Genomic DNA, 12665 nt, shown 5'->3' with positions numbered 1-12665 from the left:
AGCGAGAACCAGAGATGCTGCAAGGTACCCCCATGTAAAACTTGTACATTGCAGTATCCCTAGCTATTTATTACTGTAAGCCATGTCCCGGACATTTGGCTGGCTCCGTCCTGTAAGACTCGACGCTAATGGGTGCCGGCCGCTGCTGAAGACGAGCAGGAAAAGTTGTTCAGGGCGCTGCGGAGACCCAGATGGCAGCCGCGGCACGAGAGCCGAGACGCAGGGTTTCGCCAGTTGAAGCGACTTCCACATTCACCGTTTCGGAGAATTTCTCACCGGCGGTCACGTGCAGCTGTGCGCCGACAATGATGCGGTGATCGGAAAAGTACTGCAGCAGCTGCGAATCATCATCTGCAATGCGTTCGACCAGCACGTGGGCCTCATCGCGGGCTTCGCCCAAATTGAAAGCCTGCGGGATGGAAATCCGGCCCTCGGCGGTCGGTATCGGGTCGCCGTGCGGATCGCGGGTGGGGTGTTCGAGCAAATTGTCGATGCGCTCGATCATGAAGTCGGAGACTGCGTGCTCCAAGCTTTCGGCCTCGTCGTGCACCTGGTCCCAGCGGTAGCCGAGCATCTGCACGAGGAATGTTTCGAGCAGGCGGTGGCGGCGCACCATGGTGACTGCATACTCGCGGCCCAACTCGGTGAGCGTCACGGCCCCGTAGGGCGCGTGGTCAAGCAGGCCTTGCTGGCGTAGTTTGCTCAGCGCGCCGGAAACGGTAGAAAGCTTCATGCCCGACTTGTTGGCGATGATGCTGGCGGTTACCGGATCTGCGGACCATTCGTTGAGACCGAAAATGATCTTGAGATAGTTCTGCGCGCTATCTGAAAGCTGGTTGACCGACACATTTCCCATCTTAGCGATAAAGCCTGTGCCCGTATCCAGAGGTGGAAAAGCACTTGCCAAGACCGGGTTTAAATCTTACTTATTCTGCGATTTGCGCGACCTGATTCCCAAACGAGCAAGTCACTGGGCAATGAATCGAAATACTCGATCAGGGACTATTCTGCTCCCGCTCAGCGCGTATTGACTTTGGAATCTTTGTGGGGAAAACTGTGTAATCGATTCCATGGAATCGATTACACAGTAAGCAAAGGGGCTTATCACCATGAACACTGTCACCATCAAGGATGTGGCACTTGCAGCCGGAGTATCCTCCGCCACTGCTTCACGCGTTCTCTCTGGCCACCCCGCCACCTCGGCCGCTTCCCGCGAAAAGGTCCAGGCCGTCGCCAAGGAATTGGGCTTCGTTCCCAACGCCCAAGCCCGGTCCCTGCGCTCCACCAAAACCGACACCATCGCGCTGCTGATTTCCGATGTGCGCAACCCCTACTTCTCTGATCTAGCCCATGCTGTCGAGCAGCAAGCCCATGCCGCAGGAATGATGACTTTCATCGGCAACGCCAACGAGGACAGCGAACAGCAAGACCAATTCCTGGCCGCCATGCTTTCGCGCCGAGTGGACGGGTTGATTGTCGTTCCGCAGGGCCTGGATGAAGACGCCGACCGGCCAAGCCAGATGATGCAGCGCATCGTTTCCTCCGGAACTCCGCTGGTCTTCGTGGACCGCACCCTGCCGCAGCTGAACATTCCCTCCATTACCGCCTCCAGCACCAAGGCGCTGGAAGAGGCCATCGGGAAGCTGAAGAGCCTGGGCCACACCAGCATCGCTTTCCTCGGCGGCCCGGACCACGCATCCACCGCCCGCGAACGCCACAGCGCCTTCGACCAAGCAATGGCGGCCAACGGACTGGAAATCAATCCTGCGCTGCACTTTGCCGGCGACTTCCGCGCCGCCTCCGGTGCCCAAGGTGCCCGCTGGCTGCTGGAGCACGAATTAGCACCTACCGCTGTGGTCATCGCCGATGCGCCGATGGCCATTGGCGCCTTGACCGTGTGGCGGCAAGCCGGCATCCGGATCGGCCAGCAGCTCTCGGTGATCACCTTCGATGAGGTGGACGCGATGCTCATGCATGATCCGCCAATTGCCACGATCAGCCATGACCTGACCGCAATGGGCCGGGCGGCAGTGGCGGCACTTCAAGAAGCCATGGCCGGGAACACCCCGGAACCCCAAGAATTCACCAGCCGATTCACCGCACGTGAGTCGCTGGCCCCAACGCAAGCCGCCACCGGCGCATAGGTGAGGATGGAAGGAACAAGAATGAGTAATGACGCTCTGCTGGTCCTGGACAAGGTCTGCAAGTCCTTCGGCTCGGTACAGGTAATCGATGAGGTCACCGTCGAGGTGCACGCCGGCAAGGTCTCGGTGCTGCTCGGCGAGAACGGCGCAGGCAAGTCCACGCTGATCAAGATGATCGCCGGCGTGCACGAGCCGGACGCCGGCCGGATCCTGATGGATGGCAACGCGGTGAAGATCCCGAACACCAAGGCCTCCGAGGCATTGGGCATCGCCACCATCCACCAGGAATTGAACCTGGTGCCTTCGATGACCATCGCCGAGAACATCACCCTGGGCCGGGTGCCGCGCAAATTCGGCATCATCAACCGCCGCGCCATGCGCCAGATCGCGCGCGAGGCCATGGACAAGCTCGGACTGAACCTGGATGTGAATACCCCAGTGGGCGAGCTGGGCCTTGCCCAGCAGCAGCTGGTTGAAATTGCCAAGGCACTGAGCCTGGACGCTCGCGTGCTGATCCTCGACGAGCCCACCGCGGCGCTGACCAAGGCCGAAATCGCGCATCTGTTCTCGGTAGTCAACACGCTGAAGGCGCAGGGCGTGGGCATGGTCTTCATCAGCCACCACCTCGATGAGATCGCGGAAATCGGCGACTTCGTCAACGTGTTGCGCGACGGCAAGTTCATCGCCACCGTTCTGGCGGACACCGAGGAGAACGAACTGGTGCGGCCAACCCTGATGCAACCGGCGTGCTGGCCATGAACGATGAAATGGCATTGGGTGCCATCCAGGCACTGGGTGCAAAGGCCGGCAACGACGTGAAGGTTGTCGGCTTCGACGGCACCGAAGACGGCTTCAAGGCTGTTGAAGACGGCACCCTGGTCGCCACCATCGCGCAGAACCCAGCCGAGCTGGGCAAGCAGTCGGTGCAGATCCTGGCCAAGGCCATCAAGGGCGAAGAAGTAGAAGCCAACGTCCAGGTTGCCGTGGACACCGTTGATGAAAAGAACTTCGCCGAGTACGCAGGCGAGTAATCTGCCCTTAGCGGCAGCTACGCAGTACACCGGCACCCATCGGCCGCCGGGATTGGGACAAAGAAGGAAGAACATCATGCAGCAGGACATCCAGGTCACCATCGTGGGCTCAAGCAACGTGGACATCACCGCGTTGATGGCCCGCCTGCCCGGCCCGGGCGAAACCGTGCTGGCAGATTCCTACCAGCTCTCACCCGGCGGCAAGGGCGCCAACCAGGCCCTGGCCGCGCAGCTGGCCGGTGCCGCCACCGAATTCATCGGCGCCGTGGGCAACGACTCGCACTCCGCGATTGCCCTGGGCCAGCTCGAAGACGCAGGCGTGAAGCTGGATCGCGTAGCCCGCACCGAACAGCCAACAGGCGTGGCCATCATCCAGGTGGATTCCGCCGCGGAGAACTCCATCGCCGTGATCTCCGGTGCCAACTCCACGGTCACCGCCCAAGCGGTGCAGGCCGCCGGAGCCATCGAGGGCATCCTGGTGCTGCAAGGTGAAATCCCTGCCTCGGGCATCAAGGCCGCCATGGACGGCGCTACGCAGCGCATCGTGCTGAACCTGGCACCGGTCATCGAGCTGGACCGCGAATACCTGCTCAAGGCCAACCCGCTGGTGGTCAATGAGCATGAGGCCGCACTGATTTTGCAGCAGCTTGATGGAAGCGAAACCATGTCCACCGAAGCTGAGCCAGTTATTGCGCAAAAACTCATGGCTCATGGCTTGGCATCCTTGGTCATCACCCTGGGGGCTAACGGCTGCTTGGTAGCTGAGCAGGGTTCGGGCATTCAGCAGCTTCCTGCAGTCAAGGTCAAGGCAGTGGACACCACCGGTGCCGGCGACGCGTTCACCGGCGCCGTAGCTGCACGTCTGGCAAATGGCGATGACTTGGTGCAGGCCGCAGAATTCGCCGGCAAGTTCGCCGCCCTGACCGTGCAGGCCCATGGCGCACAGGCTTCCTACCCGCGTTCCCTCCAGAACCTTTAAGACCCCCTTTTCGAGCAAGCCCAAAGGACGCCTTCGTGCTGAAATCCGAAATTCTCAACGCCCCGCTGCTTGGCGCCTTAGCCAAGTGCGGGCACACCGACACTGTGGTGATTGCCGACTGCGGCCTGCCCATTCCCCAGGGCCCGATGGTCGTTGATCTTGCCTTCATCCAAGGCCTGCTGAGCTTCGAACAGGTCTTGGAAGTGCTGGCCCGCAACATGGTCATCGAGCGCAGCAACTTGGCCGCCGAAGCCAAGGACGGTCCGGTCCAGGATCTGTGCAGCGCCAACGGCCTGGACCCGCAGTTCATCACCCATGAGGAACTGAAGGCCGAACTGCCCAAGGCCAAGATCATCATCCGCACCGGGGAAGCGACCCCGTACGCAAACGCGATCCTGCACTGCGGGGTAGCCTTCTAGGAAACCGCAGATCGCGAATCGGCGCTGGAATTCTCCAGCGCAGTTTCGCGTGCCTTTGGCCTCAGGGTGGCACCCAGCGGCAGATCTTGGCGCGGGCAAGGCAAGAGCCGCGAAACATTCTGCGCCTTCTAGAATGGTTTGCATGAATCGCAAAGATGGGCAGGAACAGGAAGCCATCTCCCGCGTCGCGCCCGAAGCAGGGCTGCTGCTTGGGGCGGGTCGAGCAATCTTGCTGCAGCTGGCCCACCCGCAAATTGGCCGAGCCATCGCCGAGCACTCGGACTTCGCAGCCAATCCGCTCAGCCGGCTGATCCACACCCTGAGCTATATCTATGCCCTGAGCAACGGAACCGCAGCACAGCAGCGCACCATCATCGCCTATGTGGATGCCGCGCACCGGCCAGTGCGCGGAACTCGGAATCCGCGCAGCGGCGAACCGGCCTATTCTGCCTTGGATCCGAAACTCCAGTTATGGGTGGCGGCCACGCTTTATGACTCGGCCCGCGTCATCGCCGGACAGATCTTGGATGAGAAAGTACAAGACCAAGAAGAGCTCTATTTGCAGTACGCGAGGCTGGGTAATGCCTTGCAGATGCCAGCTGATTGGTGGCCGGAGAGTCTCACCGCATTCAGCAGATATCTTGCCCAGATGGAACCATCGCTGCGAGTCACCGAACAAACCCGGGCACTGGCCGATGAGCTGTTCGCCGGACGCAGCGCTCCATGGTGGATCCGCATCGGCTTGCCTCTGATGCGTGACGTCACCATTGCCCAACTTCCCGCTTTAGTGCGTGAGGACTTCGGCTACGAGCTGACCGCGGGCATCCAGAAACGCAATGCCCGAGTAATCCGCGTAGTCCGGTTGGCAACGAAAATCTGTCCCAAGTTCATCAGGCATGCACCGATGCGCTTGATGCTCAGGCATATCCAGAAGATGGCTTGAGACGCAAGCAGTCAGCTCTGTACTTGCTCCGCTCGGCGCGGAAGCAACAGCCGAGGCAAAACCAGTAGCAAGAACAGCGTCACCACGGTCAGACCGCCACCGACCCAAGCAGCGATGTGCCAGCCGAAGAGCACCTGCAGCACAAACCAGACACAGCCGGAGACCAGCAATCCCACTCCGATGCCGACGATCTTCAAAATAATATGTCCCAGGCTCACGGTTTGTTCCTTGAGCCGTTGCCCGAAGAAGTACCGGTGCACGGCGACCGGCGTAATCATGAGCAAAATTAGCAGGGTCGCGGCCACGAGCAACACGATGTACACCACTTCATCGACGGTGCCCAGAATTTCGAATCTGGCTTGGAAGGGCAGAACGACTAAGAACGCGGCCAGGACTTGCACTCCGGTTTGCATGACACGTAATTCCTGGAGCAGTTCATTCCATTGGCGGTGGGCAGCACCATCGCTGGAGTCGGGGTGATAGCGGGTGATCATGATCTTTCTCCTTGGCACAGGACCAGCAGGCAGCTGGTGCCTCCGGTGGACTCAGACTATGCCAAGCAACAGTGAAGCAGGCAAGAGGCTCCTAGTCGGCACCAAGCCAAACCGTCGGTGCCCGGCAGTACATTGGTAAATCCAGCTGCAGCCGAATGAGGGAGGAAGAGATGCAACAAGATCACTTCACAGGTGGAAACTTAGATGTCTGGTCCATGCCCAGCACCGGAATGTCCTGGTGCGAATGCGGTCAGGACCATGAGCTCACAGCAGCCATCGTGTACAAATTCATTGTGGAAGCAGGCTATGAACCACGCCAGCGATTGACGCATGGACAGCTGGCGGATGTCATTGCCTACGTATGGAAATACTCTGAGGTTTGCCGTTTTTTCCATCTTGCTGTGGAACAGGCAGCCAAGCTGGTCCACGGGAAGGTGGATAAGACCTATCCTTTGGGCCATAGCGTCGACATCATCGGCTACTTCTCGAAAACTTGGCAGGGTTGCCCCGACGCCGCCTGCCAAGGCGGGGAATCATGAAGGATCTCTGAGTCCAATTGAGCCGATGCGTCATGGACGTATAGTGTGAGGAAGATGAACAGCTTTGCACGGGAACAGGGTAAGGGCCGGCACGATGGTTTCATCCATGTGCGTGGAGCCAACGAGAACAACCTGCAGAACGTTGAAGCGCGTATTCCGCGCGATTCCATTGTGGCCTTCACCGGTGTTTCAGGTTCGGGGAAATCATCTTTGGCTTTCGGCACCATTTTTGCTGAGTCCCAGCGGCGATTCCTCGAATCTGTAGCTCCCTACGCGCGTCGACTCATCGCCCAGGGCCACACTCCCAAAGTCGAATTCATTTCCGGCTTGCCACCCGCGGTGGCCTTGCAGCAACGCCGTGGTGCCGCCAGCTCCCGGTCAACGGTGGGTACACTGACCACCCTTTCCAATTCGGTGCGCATGCTGTTTTCCCGTGCTGGTTCATATCCGCAAGGCGCACCGCGGCTGGACTCCGATGCGTTTTCCACCAACACCGCTGTTGGTGCATGCTCAGTGTGCCATGGAGTGGGAACAGTGCATTCAGTCAGCGAGAAGTCGCTGGTTCCCGACCCGACCTTGAGCATCCGCGACGGGGCCATAGCCGCCTGGCCCGGTGCATGGCAGGGCAAGAACCTGCGCGATATCACCACGCACCTCGGCTACGACATCGATGTCCCGTTCCAAACCTTGCCTGAAGAAACCAGGCAGTGGCTGTTGTTCACCGAGGACCAGCCGGTAGTTGAGGTAACACCTGAGCGCGACCGCGTTGCCAAGCCATACAAGGGGCGGTTCTGGAGTGCCGAACGCTATGTGCGACATACGGTGGCCACCTCGAAGAGCGAAAATCTGCGGGCCAAGGCTTTGGCCTTCATGCATTCGCAGGACTGCCCGGAATGTGCTGGCACCGGGTTCCGCCCAGATGCACTGCAAGTCAGCTTTTCCGGGCTGAATATCTCCGAATTCAATGCCAAGCCATTGCAATTCTTAGCTGAGCTCTTGCGTCCCTTCGCCGTTCCAGCCGAAGAAGAAGCCCAGGCAGAAGTCATCAGCACCATCAGCACGGACTTGCTGGCCAGAATCGAAGTACTGGTGGAACTTGGATTGGGCTACCTCAGCCTGGATCGATCCACCCCGACCTTGTCGCCTGGTGAAATGCAGAGATTGCGCATTGCCACCCAGCTGCGGGCAGGACTGTTCGGCGTGATCTATGTGCTCGACGAGCCTTCGGCAGGGTTGCACCCAGCCGATGTGCAGCCGTTGATCGAAGTGCTTTCCGCGCTGAAGGCGGAAGGCAACTCGGTGTTCGTCGTGGAGCACAATATGGATGTTGTCAGCCGTGCCGAATGGATTGTGGATGTCGGGCCGGGTGCCGGCAGCGGTGGCGGACAGGTGCTCTATAGCGGTGAAGTTCAAGGACTTGCACAGGTCGAGAAGTCAGTGACGCGTAGATTCCTGGAGCCCGGACCAGCTCCGCACCGAGAATTGCGCACAGCCAAGGAATGGCTGGAACTGGATGGCGTGAACCTGCACAACTTGGTAGATGTTCATGCTTCCTTCCCCTTGGGCACCTTCTGCTCGGTGACAGGTGTCTCCGGTTCGGGAAAATCCAGTCTGGTGTCCGTTGCCTTGGCGCAAGGTGCTGGGGGATTGGCGTTGGCTGAGTCCGAAGAACAGGAGGATGCCGCGCAGCGTGCGGTGATTGCCCAAGCGCGAGGCGCGGAACAGGTCAACCGCGTGGTCCTGATGGATCAGAAGCCCATTGGGCGAACCCCGCGGTCAAACGTGGCCACGTATACGGGCTTGTTCGACGCGGTGCGCAAGGCGTTTGCCGAGCTGCCGCTGTCCAAGGAACGCGGCTACAGCGCTGGACGGTTCTCGTTCAACGTCGCAGGCGGCCGGTGTGAAAATTGTCTGGGCGAGGGCTTCTTGGAAATCGAGCTGCTGTTCCTGCCAGGTACTTATGGGCCATGCCCGCAATGCCACGGCACCCGCTACAACCAGCAGACACTTGAAGTTGAATATGCCGGGAAGAACATTGCCCAAATCCTGGAGCTGAGCGTCAATGAAGCCGAAGAATTCCTAGCGGATATTCCCGCCGCTGCCCGGGCCTTGGCCACGCTGCGCGAAGTTGGCCTTGGATACCTGCAACTGGGGCAACCGGCCACTGAAATGTCTGGCGGCGAGGCCCAACGCATCAAGCTGGCTACCGAGCTGCAACGCCAGCGCCGTGGGCATACCCTCTACCTGCTCGATGAGCCAACCACCGGACTGCACCCAGCGGACGTGCAACTGCTGATTTCGCAGTTGCAACAACTCGTTGACCAGGACAATACCGTGATTGTAGTGGAGCACCATATGGATGTGGTGGCCGCTAGCGACTGGGTGATAGACCTGGGGCCTGCAGGCGGGGACGGCGGCGGACGGATTGTCGCTGCTGGAACACCTGCCCAGGTGGCGCAAAACGAGGCCAGCCGAACCGCGCAATATCTTGCGCGTCGACTGGCCTCGTAGCCGCAGTTCTAGTTGCTGTGCAGCAGTGCGTGCGGAGGAGTCTGCACGCCTTCTGCCACTGCTTCTGCAGGATCATCACCGAGGTGGATGATCTTGTTATCGGCATCCACATGCACTACCGAAGGAACGTAGTTGCGGGCTTCTGCATCTTCCATCTGCGCGTAGCTGATCAAGATCACCAAGTCCCCGGGGTGCACCAAGTGCGCGGCGGCACCGTTGATGCCAATGACACCGCTGCCTGGCTCGCCGGCAATGGTGTAGGTTTCCAGGCGTGCGCCGTTGGTGATGTCCACGATGCTCACCAGTTCTCCAGGCAGGATATCCGATGCTTCGAGCAGCTCGGAGTCCACGGTGACCGAACCTACGTAGTGCAGGTCCGCCTGGGTGACAGTTGCCCGGTGGATCTTGGACTTGAACATGGTGCGTTGCATTAGCCGATTCTTTCACACGAGGTATGGGGTTTCCTGGTATTCAAGTTTACGCCTCTTGTTCGAATCTTCCCGAGCTTGGTGAGCCACTGCGCATTGATGGGGTGAATCCCTAGTTGGGCAGGTGGGCTTGGAGTACGCGATGGACCTGGCCGGTGGCCAGCAATTCGTCGGCGGCTTCCAGCTCAGCGGAAAGGAAACGGTCTTCGCCCGGGCCTTGGACCTTGGTGCGCAACAGCTCCAGAACATCCGAGGTTGCCGGGCCTGGCTGCAATGGCTTGCGCAGGTCCAAAGCGCGGCCTGCGATCAGCATTTCAACGGCCAGGATGCGGCGCAAGTTGGCAACCGAGGTGCGCAGCTTGCGTGCTGCATGCCAGCCTAGCGAAACGTGGTCTTCTTGCATGGCCGAGGATGGGATGGAGTCCACGCTGGCCGGAACAGCCAAGCGCTTGTTCTCTGCGACCAAACCCGCCTGGGTGTATTGGGCGATCATCATGCCCGAGTCCACACCCGGATCATCAGCAAGGAAGGCTGGCAGGTCGCGGGAACGCGCAGGGTCCAGCATGCGGTCGGTACGGCGCTCTGCGATGGATCCCAGATCAGCCACGGCGATGGCCAAGAAGTCCAAGACGTACGCCACCGGGGCGCCGTGGAAGTTGCCGTTCGAGGTGACTTCGCCAGAGGGCAGCACGACCGGGTTATCGATGGTTGCTGCCAGTTCGCGGGTCGCAACCAAGCGGGCGTGTGCGATGGTGTCGCGTACCGCCCCGGTGACCTGCGGGGAGCAACGCAGCGAGTAGGCGTCCTGAACGCGGCCATCGCCTTCGCGGTGCGAAGCGACGATAGGGGAGTCGGCAAGGAAGGCAAACATATTTGCTGCGCTGCGGCCCTGTCCCGGGTGTGGGCGCAGCGGCTCATGCAGCTGCGAACGGAAGACCTGATCGGTGCCGAGCTGGGCTTCAACGCTCATCGCAGCGGTGGCATCAGCAATGTCGGTGAGCTCTTCTAAATCAGCAAGTGCCATCAGCAACTGGCCGAGCATGCCGTCGGTGCCGTTGACCAGTGCCAGCCCTTCCTTCTCAGCCAGCTCCACAGGGGTCAGTCCCGCTTCAGCAAATAGCTCGGGAACCGGGCGCTGCACGCCATCACGGTCCGTGGCCGCGCCTTCACCCATCAGTACTAAGGCGCAGTGGGACAGTGGTGCCAGATCTCCGGAGCAGCCCAGCGAACCGTATTCGCGCACTACCGGAGTGATCCCCGCATTGAGCAGTCCGACCATTGTTTCCAGAACTACCGGGCGCACGCCGGTGCGGCCCGAAGCCAAGGTCTTGGCGCGCAGGAACATCAGGGCGCGGACTACTTCGCGTTCAACGGGGTTTCCCATGCCAGCCGCGTGCGAACGGACCAGCGACCGCTGCAGCTTGGCGCGGTCTTCAGGAGCGATATGGCGGGTGGCCAACGCGCCAAAGCCGGTGGAGATGCCGTAGACCGGGGTGTCGGCTGAAGCCAGCGCATCGATATGCGCGCGGACACTGGCCAGCTCTGCGAGCACCTGCGGCGCAATATTGATCTGTGCCTCGTGCCGGGCTACCGCGATGACGTCATCGGCGGTGGCGCCTGCTAGGTCCAGGGTCACCTGAGGGGAAGTAGCCATGATTCTCAATCCGTTCTCTGCACTGCAAGGAGGTCTTTAGTCTCCATTGTTCGGGAGAACAGTTTGATTCGTTACCGTAATCCACACCATCTGTCTGAAATGACAGACAAAGATCTCCGGATGAAGAAGAACGGCCCTGATTGCGACTTTGCCGCAGCAGGACCATTCAAAGCTCGGGGACTTAGAAGGTGATGCCTTCGAAGGCATCCTGGCCGAATTTGTTGGACGAACCGTTATCGGTGACCTTGGTGTTCTCATTGAGGGAAGCCGCGGAATTGCCGACACCGCTGAAGGTCACCTGCTTGATGTTCTTCACCGCTGCAACGTTCCCAATACCGGTGATCTCAAGGTTCGTGATGTGCGGGGCAATGATCATGTTCGCCGTGCCGGAGATACTCACGTTCTTGCAGTTGCCGACAAGCTTGAGCGTCAGACCCATCTCGACGATGTCCATGCCATCGGTGCACTTGGTCTCGGTGGCCTCTGTTTCGAGGAAATCATAGACGGACTGGAATGAGCTGTCCGCAGGTGCCTTGGGAACATTGGGGCTCGCGGTCGAGACGCCTTCTGAAGCCTTGGGGCTTGGCGTGACACTGCCTTCGACAGGTCCGGAATTCTCCGGCTGTGAGGCATTGGAGCTAGAAGCTTCCGTCGGTTCCTCTGCGCTCTCGATGCTCATGCAGCCAGCCAATGAAACGGCCAGTAGTCCTGCTGCGAATGGAGCAGCGCCAAGTCTGGTGATTTTTGAGAACATTTTCTTCCTGTCTTCCCCGGTGTCCCGCAAAACCAGCGGCATGGGACTTGCTTCCATTCTCCGCTGTCTAGGGAGAAAATGCACAAAACAGGTGAGTGAAAAGACGCTCGTTAGCGCTGGCTGGAAGCTACCGCCATGCGAACGCAAAGCAGGTTTCAAGTCCTGGTGCTTGATTGAGAACAGGCCTATCCCGTGCGAATCAGTATGAAAGCGCGTTGACCGCGCCGGTTCAGGAGGTGGAAATGCTCGACCGCAGTATCGCGGATGACTCCTAGCGGTCCTGCAGGTAAAACCCAGTCGCTTCACCCCCGACGTATCGGGGGTGAAGCGACGGCGTTGTGTTGAGCTAAAACTACGTTGACTCGTGTGAAGCCAACCAGCACGTAGCCTCGGTTGAAAATGGCGAATGGGCTAGGGGCTAGAAGCCTTCGTTCTGTTCCGATTCGCCGAAGCCTTCTTCGATTCCTCCGCCGAAGTTGCCCTGTTCGGACTGCTGGGAGTTGTTGTAGCTGTCCTGTTCTCCACCGCCACCGAAGGACTGTTCGTTTGCGCCAGATGATCCCTGACCCTGGCTCTCAAAACCGCCATGGTCTTCAGCTTCGTTGTTGTTGAAGTTACCGAACTGCTCGTTTGCGTTCTGCTCAGACATGTAGTCCTCCGTTGGGTGATCGGTGGATCTTGACGTCACCCACGCTATGCACCGTGATAACTGTCGAACAAGGAATAGTGGGCTCTAATCGGGTTCTCTGAGCACCTGGCAATCCAGGAT

General features: G+C 59.7%; 13 protein-coding genes and 1 pseudogene. 8 read left to right on the top strand and 6 right to left on the bottom strand.

The genetic code is table 11. The features are described from left to right. Nucleotides 1–169: 169 nt before the first annotated feature. A complete protein-coding gene (locus AARI_RS14790) occupies nucleotides 170–847 on the bottom strand; it encodes a metal-dependent transcriptional regulator (protein WP_013350083.1) in 678 nt (225 codons plus the stop codon). A gap of 262 nt (nucleotides 848–1109) precedes the next feature. Here AARI_RS14790 and AARI_RS14785 point away from each other — a divergent pair, with 262 nt between their 5' ends. The 6 genes and pseudogenes from AARI_RS14785 to AARI_RS14760 all read left to right on the top strand — a co-directional run bounded on the left by AARI_RS14785 (nucleotide 1110) and on the right by AARI_RS14760 (nucleotide 5516). Then, on the top strand, nucleotides 1110–2144 hold the full coding sequence (locus AARI_RS14785; RefSeq protein ID WP_013350082.1) for a LacI family DNA-binding transcriptional regulator: 1035 nt from the start codon (nucleotides 1110–1112) through the stop codon (nucleotides 2142–2144). Nucleotides 2145–2150: 6 nt separating this feature from the next. After that, on the top strand, nucleotides 2151–2903 hold the full coding sequence (locus AARI_RS14780) for an ATP-binding cassette domain-containing protein (RefSeq protein ID WP_407637042.1): 753 nt from the start codon (nucleotides 2151–2153) through the stop codon (nucleotides 2901–2903). Beyond that, nucleotides 2876–3175 (top strand): annotated as a pseudogene (locus AARI_RS14775) (substrate-binding domain-containing protein); the annotation flags it as partial. The gene AARI_RS14780 and the pseudogene AARI_RS14775, both read left to right, overlap by 28 nt. A gap of 76 nt (nucleotides 3176–3251) precedes the next feature. Then, nucleotides 3252–4154: a ribokinase gene (locus AARI_RS14770; RefSeq protein WP_013350081.1), complete on the top strand. Its 903-nt coding sequence runs from the start codon at nucleotides 3252–3254 to the stop codon at nucleotides 4152–4154. 35 nt (nucleotides 4155–4189) lie between these two features. Then, a complete protein-coding gene (gene rbsD, locus AARI_RS14765) occupies nucleotides 4190–4573 on the top strand; it encodes a D-ribose pyranase (RefSeq protein WP_013350080.1) in 384 nt (127 codons plus the stop codon). 142 nt (nucleotides 4574–4715) lie between these two features. Then, on the top strand, nucleotides 4716–5516 hold the full coding sequence (locus AARI_RS14760) for an oxygenase MpaB family protein (RefSeq protein ID WP_013350079.1): 801 nt from the start codon (nucleotides 4716–4718) through the stop codon (nucleotides 5514–5516). An 11-nt stretch (nucleotides 5517–5527) separates the two neighbouring features. Here the strand turns inward: AARI_RS14760 and AARI_RS14755 are convergent, their stop codons facing one another. Continuing rightward, the gene (locus AARI_RS14755; RefSeq protein ID WP_013350078.1) at nucleotides 5528–6010 is read right to left on the bottom strand and encodes a DUF6328 family protein; all 483 of its coding nucleotides are present in this window, start codon (nucleotides 6008–6010) and stop codon (nucleotides 5528–5530) included. A gap of 215 nt (nucleotides 6011–6225) precedes the next feature. Between AARI_RS14755 and AARI_RS14750 the strand changes: the two genes are divergently transcribed. Together AARI_RS14750 and AARI_RS14745 are read left to right on the top strand one after the other, a co-directional pair. After that, nucleotides 6226–6549, top strand: a complete 324-nt coding sequence (locus AARI_RS14750; RefSeq protein ID WP_146041037.1) for a hypothetical protein — start codon at nucleotides 6226–6228, stop codon at nucleotides 6547–6549. A 54-nt stretch (nucleotides 6550–6603) separates the two neighbouring features. After that, nucleotides 6604–9060, top strand: coding sequence for an excinuclease ABC subunit UvrA (locus AARI_RS14745; RefSeq protein ID WP_013350076.1), 2457 nt, complete (start codon nucleotides 6604–6606; stop codon nucleotides 9058–9060). A gap of 8 nt (nucleotides 9061–9068) precedes the next feature. On the opposite strand, the gene panD is transcribed toward AARI_RS14745, so the two are convergent. The 4 genes from panD to AARI_RS14725 form a co-directional block, all read right to left on the bottom strand. Then, a complete protein-coding gene (gene panD / locus AARI_RS14740; RefSeq protein ID WP_013350075.1) occupies nucleotides 9069–9491 on the bottom strand; it encodes an aspartate 1-decarboxylase in 423 nt (140 codons plus the stop codon). A gap of 109 nt (nucleotides 9492–9600) precedes the next feature. Continuing rightward, nucleotides 9601–11142, bottom strand: a complete 1542-nt coding sequence (hutH, locus tag AARI_RS14735; protein ID WP_013350074.1) for a histidine ammonia-lyase — start codon at nucleotides 11140–11142, stop codon at nucleotides 9601–9603. A 181-nt stretch (nucleotides 11143–11323) separates the two neighbouring features. Then, on the bottom strand, nucleotides 11324–11953 hold the full coding sequence (locus tag AARI_RS14730) for a DUF3060 domain-containing protein (RefSeq protein ID WP_146041038.1): 630 nt from the start codon (nucleotides 11951–11953) through the stop codon (nucleotides 11324–11326). Nucleotides 11954–12314: 361 nt separating this feature from the next. After that, the gene (locus AARI_RS14725; protein ID WP_013350072.1) at nucleotides 12315–12545 is read right to left on the bottom strand and encodes a hypothetical protein; all 231 of its coding nucleotides are present in this window, start codon (nucleotides 12543–12545) and stop codon (nucleotides 12315–12317) included. Nucleotides 12546–12665 lie beyond the last annotated feature (120 nt).

Source organism: Glutamicibacter arilaitensis Re117, assembly GCF_000197735.1.
Classification (GTDB): domain Bacteria; phylum Actinomycetota; class Actinomycetes; order Actinomycetales; family Micrococcaceae; genus Glutamicibacter; species Glutamicibacter arilaitensis.
This window is presented reverse-complemented; position numbering and strand designations above follow the sequence as displayed.

Bases quoted from the DNA above. Each gene is read 5' to 3' on its own strand.
- AARI_RS14785 (WP_013350082.1), top strand. From the start codon at position 1,110: ATGAACACTGTCACCATCAAGGATGTGGCACTTGCAGCCGGAGTATCC.
- AARI_RS14780 (WP_407637042.1), top strand. From the start codon at position 2,151: ATGGAAGGAACAAGAATGAGTAATGACGCTCTGCTGGTCCTGGACAAG.
- AARI_RS14770 (WP_013350081.1), top strand. From the start codon at position 3,252: ATGCAGCAGGACATCCAGGTCACCATCGTGGGCTCAAGCAACGTGGAC.
- AARI_RS14760 (WP_013350079.1), top strand. From the start codon at position 4,716: ATGAATCGCAAAGATGGGCAGGAACAGGAAGCCATCTCCCGCGTCGCG.
- AARI_RS14755 (WP_013350078.1), bottom strand. From the start codon at position 6,010: ATGATCACCCGCTATCACCCCGACTCCAGCGATGGTGCTGCCCACCGC.
- AARI_RS14750 (WP_146041037.1), top strand. From the start codon at position 6,226: ATGCCCAGCACCGGAATGTCCTGGTGCGAATGCGGTCAGGACCATGAG.
- AARI_RS14745 (WP_013350076.1), top strand. From the start codon at position 6,604: ATGAACAGCTTTGCACGGGAACAGGGTAAGGGCCGGCACGATGGTTTC.
- panD (WP_013350075.1), bottom strand. From the start codon at position 9,491: ATGCAACGCACCATGTTCAAGTCCAAGATCCACCGGGCAACTGTCACC.
- hutH (WP_013350074.1), bottom strand. From the start codon at position 11,142: ATGGCTACTTCCCCTCAGGTGACCCTGGACCTAGCAGGCGCCACCGCC.
- AARI_RS14730 (WP_146041038.1), bottom strand. From the start codon at position 11,953: ATGGAAGCAAGTCCCATGCCGCTGGTTTTGCGGGACACCGGGGAAGAC.
- AARI_RS14725 (WP_013350072.1), bottom strand. From the start codon at position 12,545: ATGTCTGAGCAGAACGCAAACGAGCAGTTCGGTAACTTCAACAACAAC.